This is a genomic window from Chroococcidiopsis thermalis PCC 7203, assembly GCF_000317125.1.
In the GTDB taxonomy this organism is placed as follows: domain Bacteria; phylum Cyanobacteriota; class Cyanobacteriia; order Cyanobacteriales; family Chroococcidiopsidaceae; genus Chroococcidiopsis; species Chroococcidiopsis thermalis.
Genome location: NC_019695.1, coordinates 5,782,768 through 5,796,458, shown reverse-complemented (window position 1 = coordinate 5,796,458; position 13,691 = coordinate 5,782,768). Strand labels below are relative to the sequence as shown.

Sequence of the window (13,691 nt, the reverse complement as noted above, 5' to 3'; positions counted from 1 at the left end):
TAATGCACGACCTTTAGGCTTGCTTAATTTTTCTGCCTCTTGCCTATGCTAAATCGCTTTTATGTAGAATTTTTAACTTGGTTCCACTTATAGACCTGTCACCCTCCGACGCGACAAAAAACCAGTATGGATTATACCAACCACTGCTACCAGCCGTACACTCATCCAGTCGTCCAATCTGCTTGCTGCGTAGCGAAAGCGATCGCGGCGTGACGTGCAGTTTTATTCTTTCTTTAGAGATGAAAGACGAGAAACAGTGAGGGCTACAGCAATGAAATCCAAAGCCATACATCTATCAGTCTAAGTTAGTCCAAATTAGTCTGGCTGAGAAGTTATGGTTTGTTAACTAACCCACAAGCCTCGAAATAGCTTCTTAGCGACCTAGTAACAACGCTTCTTCAATGCTAAAAATTTAAACAACTCCCTCGCTCTTTTATTAATTTTTATTACTGAAATGGACTATAGATCTCATTCCTGCTTCAGTTCTGACTTTATACTCGCCCCTCATTCGCGGTTACTCTGTCTAAGTAACGGTCATGGCGAAGATATCATTTCAGTTCGGATCGTCCAAGAACTCCAGCAGCTTTGTCCAAACCTCGATATTGCTGCTTTACCAATTGTCGGTGAAGGTAAAGCTTACGCTCGTCTGGGTATTCCCCTAATTGGTAGCGTAAAAATCATGCCTTCTGGTGGCTTCATTTACATGGATGGACGGCAACTGCTAGGAGATCTTCAAGGTGGCTTGTTACAACTGACTTGGCATCAGTTGAGGGCGATACGTCAATGGATGAAGGAAGCAGGGGAGAAGAGAGCTGAGGGAGCTGAGGAAGCTGAGGAAGCTGAGGAAGCAAATCAAAATTCAAAATTAATTCCGAATTCCGAATTCCGAATTCCGAATTCTTTAGTATTAGCCGTAGGCGATATCGTACCCTTACTCTTTGCCTGGTGGAGTGGAGCGAATTATGCTTTTGTGGGGACAGCTAAATCTGAATATTACGTGCGGGATGAAAATGGTGTTTTGCCTGGGCGATCGCCTTTTGCCCGTTTAGAACATTGGTCGGGTTCGATTTATCATCCTTGGGAGCGCTATTTTATGAGCCATCGCCGCTGTCGAGCGGTATTTCCTAGAGACTCCCTGACTGCTAAAATTTTGCAACAGCATAACGTTCCTGCCTTCGATCTGGGAAATCCCATGATGGATCGCCTCGAACCATCCCAATTTGTAGAGGAGACAAGCCAAGCGCTAAAAATTCTGCTGCTACCTGGTTCTCGTCCTCCCGAAGTTTACCGAAATTGGGAACTGATATTGCAAGCAGTCAAAGATTTAATCGTGACTTTCGGCGATCGCCCATTGGTATTTTTAGCTGCGATCGCCCCTAATCTCGATTTAGAGCCTTTTTGTCAATCTCTTGTAAATACTAGATTTACCAAAGCCCCCCGATCTTCGGGGGGTTGGGGGGATCTTCCCGAGTCATTGACATTTCAACAAAAAAATGCGTCTGTTATCTTAACTCAACACGCCTACAACGACTGCTTGCATCAAGCCCAAATTGCGATCGCAATGGCAGGAACGGCGACAGAACAATTCATTGGGCTAGGCAAACCTGCCATTATCATGCCTGGTCAAGGTCCGCAATTTACCTATGCTTTTGCTGAGGCACAAAGCCGTCATTTTGGGGAATCGATTACTTTCGTCCAAAACCCTCACCAAGTTGGTGTTGCGATCGCAACTTTACTCTCTAACCCCGAAAAGCTACAATCTATCGCTGAGAACGGCATACGTCGCATGGGTAAACCGGGTGCAGCCCGCCGCATTGCCGAATGCTTAATTGAGAAATATAGCAAATGTCTGTAGGGGCGCACAGCTGTGCGCCCCTACACAAGGTGTTTAAACAAACTATATGCCTTTTAAAGGGGAGTTGGGGGAGCGAATAACTACTTCGTCAACCCATCAAATACGCCCCGCAAAGCAGCGACAGCATCTTGAGTTCTTGCCCAAACGCTTTGATCTGGATCTTTACCCGTTAGTTCGCGGGTTCCCAAAACCTCTAGAATTCCTTTCATTTGCTCTTGGTGGGCGCGGTTTTCAAAGTTGACTTGGTTAAGAGGCGCGATCGCATCCTTGACATCTTCCCCTGTCACCTGGGATGCTTTGTGAATAATTAAGCCAGTCATAACAGCTTGGTGTTTGATCCGCTCGTGAGCTGAGACTTTTTGATATAACGAAAGTTCGTTACCATCCATTAAACGGTTGACTTGCTCTACATATTGCCCCGTTGTATCTCTATGCCCGACAGAACCACCACCAAACTTAGCAATAACTTCGTTAATGACAGTCAAATTTTGCCTGTCGTCTCTGAGAAAATCGTTGAGGCGATCGCTAATTTCTTTATCGCTACTGACAGATGGAATCAATTTCTCTTCATTGCTAATTAGCAACTCTTGTAGGGCTTTTAAATCTGCTAGTTCCATTGCGATCGCTCTACGCTTGGTATCGTCTAAAGTTGCGACCATATTTCACTTTCCCTCCAATTGCTATGTCAAGCTATAAGCTCTCATATAAAGCTATTTATTTGAATCTTACTTGAGATATATTCTCAAGAAATCTGCAATCGATAGGGGCGCACAGTGTGCGTCCCTACCAAGAACTAGCAACCAACAACTATTCCCCAGTAATTGATAAATTATCGATCCAAATCCGAGGGCAAACCCCAGATGGGGTTAATTCTGCCTCTGGTTCGACGAAAATAATTGACTGCAACACTTCCAGAAAATCTCCTGCCACAGTAGCAGATTCGATACTCGTCCGCTTGCCATTGTTGACTACCCAACCATCGAAGGGGAGGGAGAAAGAACCTTGCAAAGCTTTGACTCCGGCATGTAAGGCATGTAAATCGTCAACAAAAATGACATTTTCAGCCGTATCTAAGTTGTATGTTTGAGTTGCTGGTTGGTTAGAAAAAACGTGATAGAAATGAGGACTAACCGTCACCTTTGCCCCAATGTTAGCGTGTCCGGTGGGTTTTGCGTCTAAGCGCTTTGCCGTACCTGCGCTATGGAGAAAATTTGTTAATACTCCATCAGAGATAATCGAGATGCGACGGGTAGGCGTACCTTCACCGTCAAACGTTTCTCCAGCAATATTTTCAGGATGTAATGCATCATCGCACACCGAAAGCAAAGGCGAGGCAATTTGCTTACCGATAGATTCTGGTGTAGACAGACTTTGTTTATCCAGAATACTTTGAGCATTGTACAGATTAGAAAAAGCACCCAGCAGACTTAAAAAAGCTTCAGGAGAAAAGACAACGCGATATTTACCAGACTTAACTTTCTCGTAATTCAAGTGACTGATAGTTTTTTCGGCTGCTTCTTTCAGACAAGCTTGAATATCTAAGTTGTCTAGATTACGGCTAATCCGAAATGCGCCAGCAGAACGGGGTTTTTTCCCTTCTTCATCGGTTTTGCTGTAAAGATAGATCGAAGCATAGGAACGAGCTTCATGACGTGTCGCACCTTCACTATTAAGATAAAACCGATCTAAATCTCTTTGCGATAAACCATTGTAGGGTACACCCGCGATCGCCGGGTGAGCAGCCAAGAGTTCCTTTTCAGCCGAGATGAGGGTTTCAATTAACTTAGCTACAGGTGCTTGAGGTGCTGTAGCTTCTGTATCAGCAGTAATCGGCGCGATTGCTTCTGGACTAAAATCTGGTACATTTTCTTTAACCCCAAAGAAACTCGCTTCATAGGCAGTTTTCAAAGCAAGTTCGATACCTTCGGGATACACGTCAGTCGTGCTAGTGACTCCTACGTTATTGTTTTCATTCCACACCCGCACCGTCACCCCAGAACGATTTGAGGCTTTGACTTGTTTTGGTTCGCCTGAATCTACCTGCACGCTAGTTTCATCAACAGAAGAACCGAAAATATCAAATTTTTGAACGCCAATTTTACCAGCACTATCTCGAACGTAATTTGCAAGTTCTTGAATATTCGTCATACTCTTTACTTATCTACTTAAAATGCGATCGTGCAAAGACGCAGAGACGCTAAGCATCCTTTGCGCCTTTGCACGGACACTTTGACGCGACGTGCTTTAACGGGGGGAACCCCCGCAACGCAGTCGCTCCTCAACGGGGGACACCCCCGCACGCAAGTGTCCTTGTCTTTGCGTGACAAAATTCTTATCTTCCGCCAACCGTAATCGAATCTACCTTAATATGAGGTTGTCCGACAGTAACGTAGATACTACCGCTAACAGAACCGCAGAAACCCGCCGCTAATCCCAAATCCTGGGAACACATAGAAATCTTATTCATAATTTCCTGTGCGTCACCAATCAAAGTAGCACCTTTAAGGGGTTTGGTAATTTTGCCATTTTCAATTAAGTAAGCTTCTTCAACCGCAAAGTTGAACTGTCCCGTCGCGCCGACGCTACCACCACCCATTTTCTTGCAGTAGATCCCTTTGTCAATCGAACCAAAGATTTCTTCGTTGGTATAGCTACCTGGTGCGATATAAGTGTTGCGCATCCGCGAGGCGGCGGCGTAGGTATAACTTTGCCTGCGTCCGCTTCCCGTTCTGGGGTGTCCGGTGCGCAAGGAACCAGCGCGATCGCTCAAGAAGTTTTTCAAAATTCCATTTTCGATCAATAATGTCCGTTGGGCTGGCATTCCCTCATCGTCCATGTCAATCGTACCGAAAGCACTATCTGACAGTCCTTCATCCCAAGCAGTCAGGCTTTCATGAGCGATTTTTTCACCCTTCTTGTCAGCAAAAGGAGTGGTTTTGCGTTCGATTTGGGTGGTTTCCAGCAGGTGTCCGCAAGCTTCATGGAAGATGACACCACCAAACTGATTTGCCATCACGATTGGATACGTACCCGATTCTACATAATCGGCATACAACATCTTACCTGCCGATTCTGCCACTTCCTCAGCGGTTGATTTGTAATCCCAAGCTCTGAGAAAATTAGGATCGCTAGTACTACCTGCCCGTTGTCCGATGGATGTCCGATGGATGCCATCCGCACACAACAAGTTAAATCCTACCGATTGTGTCAGGCGGATATCTCTGGCAAATGTGCCATCACTGGAAGCAACTAAGACTTCTTGCCAGTCACGGAAATAGGTAGCGCGTCTCGATTGGACGTGGTTTGCTTTAAGTTGTAACTGTTGGTTGGCATCTAGCAGCACTTCTCCCATTTCGCGGATCGAACTACAGCTAGCAAACCAGCTATCTTTACCTTTAGTGGTAGCGTAGTCGCGTAGTAGTTCTAAATTAATCGCAGGGATGTAGGCGTTGGGTGCTGGGAGTTGCAACCCTAGAATGGAAAGTCCTTTTTCTAAAGCGGCTTTGAGTCCGTTAAATGTTAAATCGTTGGTGCTGACATAGCAATCAGCCTTACCGCGAAACACTCTCACCCCTGCACCAGTAGATAATCTGGGGGAGATGCTGGCGATCGTGTCGTCTTCTGCTAAACAGTTAATATAGTTAACTCGTTCCAAGAAAAATTCTACAAAATCTGCACCTGCTGCTCGTCCTAAACCAAGTAGGGTAGCAAGGGGTGCTTCCCAAGTTTCATCAAAGCGATCGCGTTTTAATTTATAGTCCAGGTTAGGCAGTTCTCTCGATAGCAGTAGGCTACTCGGATACGTCGATAGCATCATCGGGCTTGAGCGTCCTTGTTGAGGATTTACTGACACTTTAGACTTTCAGTCTAACAAACTACCATCAGCCCAAGCTGTAGGGGTATCGCTACGTTAAAGTAGGGTGTGTTAAATAACGCACCCTAATACTAGGGTTTCATCTTGCACAAATTTTGTCTTGTCTAAACTCGTAGAATTTGTGATGATGTATGTCGTTTCATCAAGAATGTGCTGCAAATATTCACGAGCCGACGGAGACATACTCGACCTCATCTAGAATGTGCGGAGCAATGTAAGGACTTAATTATTCAATAGTAATAAGGTCAACTGCTCTACCGAAAAGATCTTCTAGAAAAAAGGATAGGTGTATAAAGTTATCAAACGTTTTCTGGTCTGGCTCAAAAGCAACTAAAATATCGACATCACTTTGAGCTTGAATTGCGGTATCACGGGCGAACGAGCCGAAAACGCCGCAACGTTTAACTCCAAAGCGCTGCAACTCCTGCTGATATTCCTGGAGAAGAGCCAGCACTTGAGCTTTCGTTTGTACGGGCATCGTTTGCATAGACTACTCATCTGACGCTGAGTCTATCACAACCTTGGGGACTCAGAAATAGCATCAAAACATTGTTCCCACTCAGGAACAGAGCAATTCAACGACTCAAATCAGCGGCGGCCGATCATCTTGCGCTCAGCACTAGCAGTAGTGCGTTGTTTAACGCACCCTACAAACTACAGCTCTGATGCTGAAAGTCGCCCTTCAACTGACTCATACTCATCTTCTAACAACCAAATTTGAGCTTCTTCATAGGTTGCACTACTAAAGACGACCTTATAATTCTCAGCCGGATCGTACACGCGACAATTTCCTGCTGAGTCGCCTAATAATACCAGTATGTAAGGAGGAGACAGCATCGGATCGATCCAAACTTCAACAAAGTCCCATTCACTCTTGGCTGGGTCGAGTGCGGGGGATGACATGGTATCGATTTTCTGCATCAATTTTTACCTCGCCATAGAACAGTGGAGTGCTTAAGCCATCTTCAGGATTGATTCGATAGCCAATTGATTCAGCAAAGTATAAGCCGTAACGCTCGTATCCTCGAATCACTCCTGTAAATTCTCCTTTTTCAACGATCGCTTGAGTAACTTTCTCCATTATGGCTGCATTATTGAAAACGTGAGCAGATCTACCTCGTCTCAGTAATCGCTGTACTTGTGGTGTTTCTGGTAAATGCTTTGCAATGTGTCTGGGATCGAGGATAATTTTACGGTCAATGCCACTCATGAATCTGCGAAATTGAGTTTTCTGAGCATATCACGCTAGGGGCATAAATCTTATCTGAACTTGGATCTAGACAACGAATTCATGAAATTGAAACTGACGAGTAACTTTTCAACCACTGCCCCAACCGAGGCTAGAGAGCCAACCATTTATTATGTAGAAATTTTCTATCTAACTACCTCATTTATAACGTTACTTATGACTTGATTCAGAATCTTTCTATTTATTAATTTTATTCTTTAAAGACTGGAGCAATTGGATAGGACGTACGGCTTTGATAACAAGATAAAGATCGGGATGATTAACGAGCATATAGTGTTCGTACTCATACCAATGCATTTCGCCTTTTTCCTGATTGCAAGTTTTGCAAATCACCCATAAATTTTTGAATTCCATTGACAACCAAGGATACTGCGATCGCGGTAGCTTATGATCTATTGACTTACCACCTTTTTGAGAGTAATCATCTCCACAAATTGGACAATAAAAATCTGAATTACTCCTTACCCAATCTTTACTTTCTTGAGTCGTGCCACACTCACCATCGCCATTGATATATCGCCAATTGTCAAACTTTCTATAATTTGCAAAATCTTGTGCTGTTAGCCTGTGATAACGCTTTTTACCAATCTTGCTTGCTAGTCTAAACAATTCTTTCAGGCTGTTGTCTTCAAGACTCATACTATTTCTTATTAAACCTTACTAATTTTAAATGTCTTTTAAACATACTTTTTCGAGAGTTGTCCTTAGTGCTATTACTGAAATCAATCTGTTCAATCGTCGTATCGGGAAACTGTCGGTCGATCTCTTCGGCAATTTCATTAACTTCTTGAGATAACTTCTGATTAAAATTTACTATTTCTTGATAAGTGAGATATTTATTTCCAATGCGATCTGCTTCTAAAAACAGATCTTCAAGCGACCACTCTTTCCATGCATCTCGTTCTAAAAACTCGTCAATTTTCTGATGGAGACTAATGACATTATCCCAGCCAACATTTTTATAACTATTTATCTTTAGCCACTGCCGATCTTTTTTTTCAAGTTTGCTGCGTTTTTTTGAATTATCACTTTGAACTTCGCGATAGTTCATGTTATTAAAAAGTCTGGTTTTTTTTAAAATTGTTTTTGGCATATTTTTTCAACCAAGTATAGATTTGAAGAATTTCATTGCTGCTTGTCGGATCTCGTTATCTGGGTATCGCAAGAGCTTTCTCATCTCAATAGTTAGTTGAAGCTTGATGGCATCAACTATATTTTTCATGTCCTTATTGTCTTTTTTGAGATGCTCGTTCACCAAGCTCAGGTTTTTAATTGTAGCTTCCAACGACTTATTTTTAGCTAATAAATCTCGAATGTCCGTGTTATTATCTTTACCTGATTGAGGCTTCTTTATCTGTTCAATTGTAGCTGTATATTCTTCTTTTATTCGCTCGATTTCTCTAGTTTTTTTCGTGACTAAAGTTCTCTGAGCTGCTTGAAGACGTTGACGATGAAGGAGTTCAGCACCAGCAAATAGTGAAACAGATTTACGAATAGTAAGTTCGTCAGGATGGGTTGTGAAGTCAACTACTTTTAAAGCTCGATCGGCATCTGCTTTTGTCCATCCTTCACTTACAAGTAATTCAATTGCTTCTAATTTTTTCACGAATTTATAATAGCAGTTATATTTTTTGCTTCTAAATAATTTTATAATCAACATGAATAATTTATGGCAACTGTACGATCGCGGAGCAATAATATAATAGTTGTGCGATCGCAGAAGAAAAATAATATTTTACCTATGTACAGCTATGAATGAGCAAATGGTAAATCTACCGAGTCCTGCTTAAATAAAACTTTATATTGTCGCTTCCATACTAAAAGGCGATCGCACCTCTCCTATTCTCATTACATGGTAAGGGCGATCGCTTTATCCTGTACAAATACTGTAGTCTCACTTGTCATCCAACGACAATCTGGGCTTAATATTGAAAAATTACGCTGAAAACATAAATTCTCTTTTAGATTTAGATATCTAGATTGAGTCCAAAATTCCCGATGCCAGAAGCCAACCTCACCGACCAATTATCCATCCCGACTCCCGACTCTAGTACGGGCGCACAGCTGTGCGCCCGTACAAATAATTGGGAACAGCTGCGCAACAGCTTGCGCCCAGGACAGCAACAAATGGCAGATTGGCAGGGGGGACAGTTGGCAGTCTCGGCAGTGCCAGGGGCAGGCAAATCGACGGGAATGGCAGCAGCAACGGCAATTGCGATCGCCCGCTATCAATTACATGCCAAACGTGCGATTGTTGTTGTTACATTTACTCGTTCTGCGGCAGCAAATATTAAAGGTAAGATTCGCAGGTATTTACGAGAAGAATTATCTCTACCACCAAGAGGATTCACTGTCAATACCCTACACGGTTTAGCGCTGAATATTGCCAGCCGCTATCCTGACTTGTCGGGACTACCGTTGGATAACGCGACGTTAATCACGCCCAACCAGAGCCACCGCTTGATTCGGACTTGTGTAGAACAGTGGATTGCTGCTAATCCCCGCTTGTATTCTCGGTTACTCGAAGGTAGGCAATTTGACGGCGAAGAAACAGAACGCTTACGGCGACAGTCGGTATTGCGGACAGAAGTACTACCAGGATTAGCTTATTTAGTCATTCACGAAGCGAAAAGCTCTGGATATCAACCGCAACAGTTGCGAGTGTTGGGCGAACAGGCAATAGATGAATATGAAATTTTAACCGTCGCCGCTGGATTGTACGAACAGTATCAGAATCTAATGCGATCGCGCGATTTAATCGACTACGACGATATGATTTTGGCAGCGCTACGGGTACTAGAAAATCCTAGCGCCAGACGCAACGAACAAAAGCAAGTTTTTGCCGTATTTGAAGACGAAGCTCAAGACTCTTCACCCCTGCAAACCAAACTCTTAGAAATTCTGGCGCAAGATCCAGAAAACCCAGATTTACCACCAAATTTAATCCGCGTTGGCGATCCCAACCAAGCAATTAATTCTACCTTTACCCCTGCCGACCCAATTTATTTTCGTCGCTTCTGCGAAGAGTGCCAGCAGCAACAACTTTTGGCGACAATGGATATGGCAGGACGCAGCACCAGAATTGTCATTGCCGCAGCTAACTTTATGTTGGGGTGGGTGAATGGAAGGGAGCAGGGAGTAGGGAGTAGGGAGCAGGGAGGAAGGGGACAAGGGGGACAAGGGGGACAAGGGAGCGGTCAACCAATTACCAATTACCAATTACCAATTACCTCTTTGCCATTTCGAGCGCAAACGATTCATCCGGTTAGCCTGGACGACCCGCAGCCGGATGCTAATCCTGCGCCGATTGGTGGGGGATTGGAGTTGCATACGCCTCGCGATATTCATCACACGGCAGAATTGATTGGTCGGCGGGTAGTGGCGCTGTGTCAAGCAGGATCGAATGGAGAAACACAAACTCCAGAAACACCGAATAATCTGCGCATGGCGGTTTTAGTGAGGGAAAACAGACAGGGACGATGGCTGGCTGAAGCGATCGCGCCGATTTGCCAAGAGCATAATATCGTAGTGTACGAGGTTTCAGAAAGCGATCGCCATTCTCAAGTTCCGGCGGAAGTGCTAGCACTGCTGCAATTCCTCGACCGTCCTCACTCCCCCGATTATCTCAAAGCTGCCTTGGAAGTTTTGGTACAGCGTCAGTTAATCCAACCGCAAGATTTGAACGCGCTGGCAACCATTCCCGAACAATTTCTGTATCCTGGTCCTTTAGACGCACCTCAACCCGAACCAGCTCAAAAAGCCAGTCATTTGTGCCGCAGCCTGCTTCGCGCTCGCATGGAGTTACCTCCCTATCAATTAATTTCCTTCCTTGCCTTAACCCTGAATTACGACCAAGCAGAACTCGCGACAGCAGATAAGCTAGCAGAACGAGTGCAGCAACAACTTGCTGGTAATGGCAGTCATAATTTGGCTGCCATGTTGCTAGTGTTGAGCGAAATTGTCAATTCGGAAAAATTTGAAGCCGTGGATACGGAAGATTCCGAGGCGCGTTATACCCGTCCTGGGCAACTGACAATTATTACCATGCACAAAGCTAAAGGATTGGATTGGGACTGCGTATTCATTCCGTTTTTACACGAAAATACAATTCCTGGAAATCTGCGCGTTTTACCTCAAGCTCATTTTTTGGGAGATTTCACCGTTGCAGAAGTTGCCCGCGCCCAAATTCGCGCTGCTTTGCACGAACAATTTCCCTTACCCGATGTTGCTACGGCGTGGGAACAGGCAAAACAACTCAAGACAGCAGAAGAGTTTCGCTTACTTTATGTTGCCATCACTCGCGCCAAACGGTTACTGTGGATTTCTGCGGCACAAAAAGCACCTTTCACCTGGAGCAAACCTGAAAATTTAGATAACAGTCGCCCCTGTCCGGTATTTTCGGCTTTAGTGCGCCAATTTCCGCGATCGCTAGTCACAACATAACAATATTGACTGTCCCGAACATAATTATCAGCAGCTCGTCTCTCGCAGTCGCCACAAATGCCTAGAGCCCAAAGTGATGGTATTATCCGACTGGTTTACTATACTTCCCTGGCGTGACTCCAACAAAACGCTTGAATTGCCTGGTTAAATGACTTTGATCGGCAAAACCCGTTTGTTGCGCCACCTGCGCGATCGCATATCCTCGTGATAAAAGCCTTTTTGCTTTTGCCACCCGCACTTGAGTTAAATACTCGTAAGGTGGCATACCAACGCGATCGCGAAATGTTCGTAATAAATAAAACGGACTGAGATTGGCGATCGCGGCAAGTTTTTCTAAAGAAATATTTTCTGTATAATTTGCTTCTAAATACGATCTAATTCGCGCGATCGGTTTGTCTTGTTTACCTATTTGTTTCAGTGTAGGGCGATCGCCTGCATGACGTTGAATCAATTTTACAAGCGTTCCCAACCAGCGCGTATCTTTTTCTAACTGCGACGGCGAAGTTTCTAAACTTTGATGTAGTTGTAATATCTGTTGAGCAAGCTGGCGATCGTCAATCACGGCTTGCGGAAAATAAGGCATAACCTGTCGCCCCACAAAAGCCTCAGCCGCAGCTTGTTGCAATAAACTCACATCGGGATATAACACGCGATAAGTCCAACCATTCTCAACTCCCGCACTTCCCGTATGCACCTCACCAGGGTTGACAATCACCACCGTACCAGCAGGGGCAAAATGCATTTCGCCTTGGTAAGTAAACTTTTCTACCCCTTGTTCGATGACACCGATAGTATAAGCTTCGTGAATGTGTCGGCAGAAAGCATGAGTAATATAAGTTGCTCTAAGTAACTCCAAATTACCAAACTCCGGCTGTCGCCAAAACTTAGCACGTTCGCACCTAGCTGGAGTTCTAGCAGCGTTATCCATAAGATAGCAGTTCGTGGCGATCGGCTTTCCTGACGGAATATTAGCACTAATGGCAGTTGCCGATCTAAGATATTGCTGACTAATCGTTCTTCCCCGATCTTAAGTCAGCGATCGGTCGCTAATTCTCCCTTATCCCCCTGCTCCCTGCTCCCTTATCCCTCATATGTCTCGCTCAAAATCTCTGCAATATTACATTCTGGCTCGATTGCTGCTGACACCACTCATGCTGTGGACGATCGTGACTGTGGTATTTTTGTTGTTAAGAGCAACTCCTGGCGATCCCGTCGATGCTGTGTTAGGAGGACGCGCCCCAGAAAGCGTCAAGCAAGAATATCGGCAACGGTTAGGGCTACTCGATCCTTTGCCAATTCAATACATTCGTTACATTGGTAGTCTTTTACGTTTCGATCTCGGTAGTTCCATTACGACTCAAGGGGAATCCGTTTGGCAAACCATCGGACAGCACTTCCCCGCTACGGCAGAATTAGCCGTATTTAGCATGGCATTTGCGCTCATCATTGGAATTAGCGTCGGAATGCTAGCTGCTTCCCGCCCTAATTCTTGGTTAGATGTAGGGGGGCGATTATTTGGGATTATCACTTATGCCTTACCCTTATTCTGGGTAGGAATGTTAATGCAGTTGGTATTTGCGGTACAGTTAGGGTGGTTTCCCTTGGGAACGCGCTTTCCAACTTCTATACCCGCGCCGGAAGGTTTTACAGGACTCTACACTATTGATAGTCTATTAAGCGGCAATTTTACCCAATTTTTCAGTGCTATCTATTACCTATTGCTGCCGAGTCTAACTCTAGGACTTTTACTATCGGGAATTTTCGAGCGCATTGTTCGCGTCAACCTCAAACATACCCTTAAAGCTGACTATGTAGAAGCTGCCCGTGCTAGGGGAATTCCCGAACGACGGATCTTATTTGCCCATGCTTTAAAAAATGCCTTAATTCCCGTGATTACGATTATGGGACTCACTTTCGCCTCTTTATTAGGTGGAGCAATCTTAACTGAGGTGACATTTTCTTGGCCTGGTTTAGCCAACCGCCTCTACGAAGCAATTTCCTTGCGCGATTATCCTACCGTTCAAGGGATTTTAGTATTCTTTGGTACGATCGTCGTGCTTGCCAGCATCATCATTGATATTCTCAATGCCTCCATCGATCCCCGCATTCGTTATTAATACTACTGGTAAGATCTAGAAGACACGCAGGTTGTAATGGTAATGGGTAATTGGTAATTGGTAGTTGGTGGTTGCTAGTTAGAGCGGGTTAGTTTTCATTCCTGACCATCACTGTTATCTCCTATATCCTAATTTTTGACATTTAACTTTTGA

14 protein-coding genes are annotated in these 13,691 nt (G+C 44.4%); 4 read left to right on the top strand and 10 right to left on the bottom strand.

Features of this window, described 5'->3' with window-relative positions:
* Positions 1-77: 77 nt before the first annotated feature.
* Positions 78-260: a hypothetical protein gene (locus CHRO_RS32880; RefSeq protein ID WP_127022191.1), complete on the top strand. Its 183-nt coding sequence runs from the start codon at positions 78-80 to the stop codon at positions 258-260.
* 194 nt (positions 261-454) lie between these two features.
* Positions 455-1,855: a lipid-A-disaccharide synthase-related protein gene (locus CHRO_RS25295; protein ID WP_015157075.1), complete on the top strand. Its 1,401-nt coding sequence runs from the start codon at positions 455-457 to the stop codon at positions 1,853-1,855.
* Positions 1,856-1,935: 80 nt separating this feature from the next.
* Here the strand turns inward: CHRO_RS25295 and CHRO_RS25290 are convergent, their stop codons facing one another.
* From CHRO_RS25290 to CHRO_RS25250, 9 genes are all read right to left on the bottom strand, one after another.
* The gene (locus CHRO_RS25290) at positions 1,936-2,514 is read right to left on the bottom strand and encodes a hemerythrin (RefSeq protein WP_015157074.1); all 579 of its coding nucleotides are present in this window, start codon (positions 2,512-2,514) and stop codon (positions 1,936-1,938) included.
* Between the two features lie 148 nt (positions 2,515-2,662).
* Positions 2,663-4,003 carry a TldD/PmbA family protein gene (locus tag CHRO_RS25285; protein WP_015157073.1) on the bottom strand — a complete coding sequence of 447 codons (1,341 nt, stop codon included), beginning with the start codon at positions 4,001-4,003 and terminating at the stop codon, positions 2,663-2,665.
* Positions 4,004-4,187: 184 nt separating this feature from the next.
* Positions 4,188-5,672, bottom strand: a complete 1,485-nt coding sequence (locus tag CHRO_RS25280) for a TldD/PmbA family protein (protein WP_015157072.1) — start codon at positions 5,670-5,672, stop codon at positions 4,188-4,190.
* 283 nt (positions 5,673-5,955) lie between these two features.
* A complete protein-coding gene (locus CHRO_RS25275; protein WP_199755352.1) occupies positions 5,956-6,216 on the bottom strand; it encodes a nucleotidyltransferase family protein in 261 nt (86 codons plus the stop codon).
* Between the two features lie 167 nt (positions 6,217-6,383).
* On the bottom strand, positions 6,384-6,650 hold the full coding sequence (locus CHRO_RS25270; RefSeq protein WP_015157071.1) for a hypothetical protein: 267 nt from the start codon (positions 6,648-6,650) through the stop codon (positions 6,384-6,386).
* Complete coding sequence (locus tag CHRO_RS25265; RefSeq protein WP_015157070.1) at positions 6,598-6,939, bottom strand: DUF6972 family protein; 342 nt, start codon at positions 6,937-6,939, stop codon at positions 6,598-6,600. The genes CHRO_RS25270 and CHRO_RS25265 overlap by 53 nt, the downstream gene beginning before the upstream one ends.
* Before the next feature lie 216 nt (positions 6,940-7,155).
* Positions 7,156-7,617: an HNH endonuclease gene (locus CHRO_RS25260; protein ID WP_015157069.1), complete on the bottom strand. Its 462-nt coding sequence runs from the start codon at positions 7,615-7,617 to the stop codon at positions 7,156-7,158.
* Position 7,618: 1 nt separating this feature from the next.
* The gene (locus CHRO_RS25255) at positions 7,619-8,071 is read right to left on the bottom strand and encodes a hypothetical protein (RefSeq protein ID WP_015157068.1); all 453 of its coding nucleotides are present in this window, start codon (positions 8,069-8,071) and stop codon (positions 7,619-7,621) included.
* Positions 8,072-8,077: 6 nt separating this feature from the next.
* The gene (locus tag CHRO_RS25250) at positions 8,078-8,584 is read right to left on the bottom strand and encodes a hypothetical protein (RefSeq protein ID WP_041463520.1); all 507 of its coding nucleotides are present in this window, start codon (positions 8,582-8,584) and stop codon (positions 8,078-8,080) included.
* A 392-nt stretch (positions 8,585-8,976) separates the two neighbouring features.
* Here CHRO_RS25250 and CHRO_RS25245 point away from each other — a divergent pair, with 392 nt between their 5' ends.
* The gene (locus CHRO_RS25245; protein WP_015157066.1) at positions 8,977-11,421 is read left to right on the top strand and encodes an ATP-dependent helicase; all 2,445 of its coding nucleotides are present in this window, start codon (positions 8,977-8,979) and stop codon (positions 11,419-11,421) included.
* An 82-nt stretch (positions 11,422-11,503) separates the two neighbouring features.
* Here CHRO_RS25245 and CHRO_RS25240 read toward each other — a convergent pair whose 3' ends face one another.
* A complete protein-coding gene (locus CHRO_RS25240) occupies positions 11,504-12,349 on the bottom strand; it encodes an AraC family transcriptional regulator (RefSeq protein WP_015157065.1) in 846 nt (281 codons plus the stop codon).
* A gap of 163 nt (positions 12,350-12,512) precedes the next feature.
* Between CHRO_RS25240 and CHRO_RS25235 the strand changes: the two genes are divergently transcribed.
* Positions 12,513-13,538, top strand: coding sequence for an ABC transporter permease (locus CHRO_RS25235; protein WP_015157064.1), 1,026 nt, complete (start codon positions 12,513-12,515; stop codon positions 13,536-13,538).
* Positions 13,539-13,691: the final 153 nt, after the last annotated feature.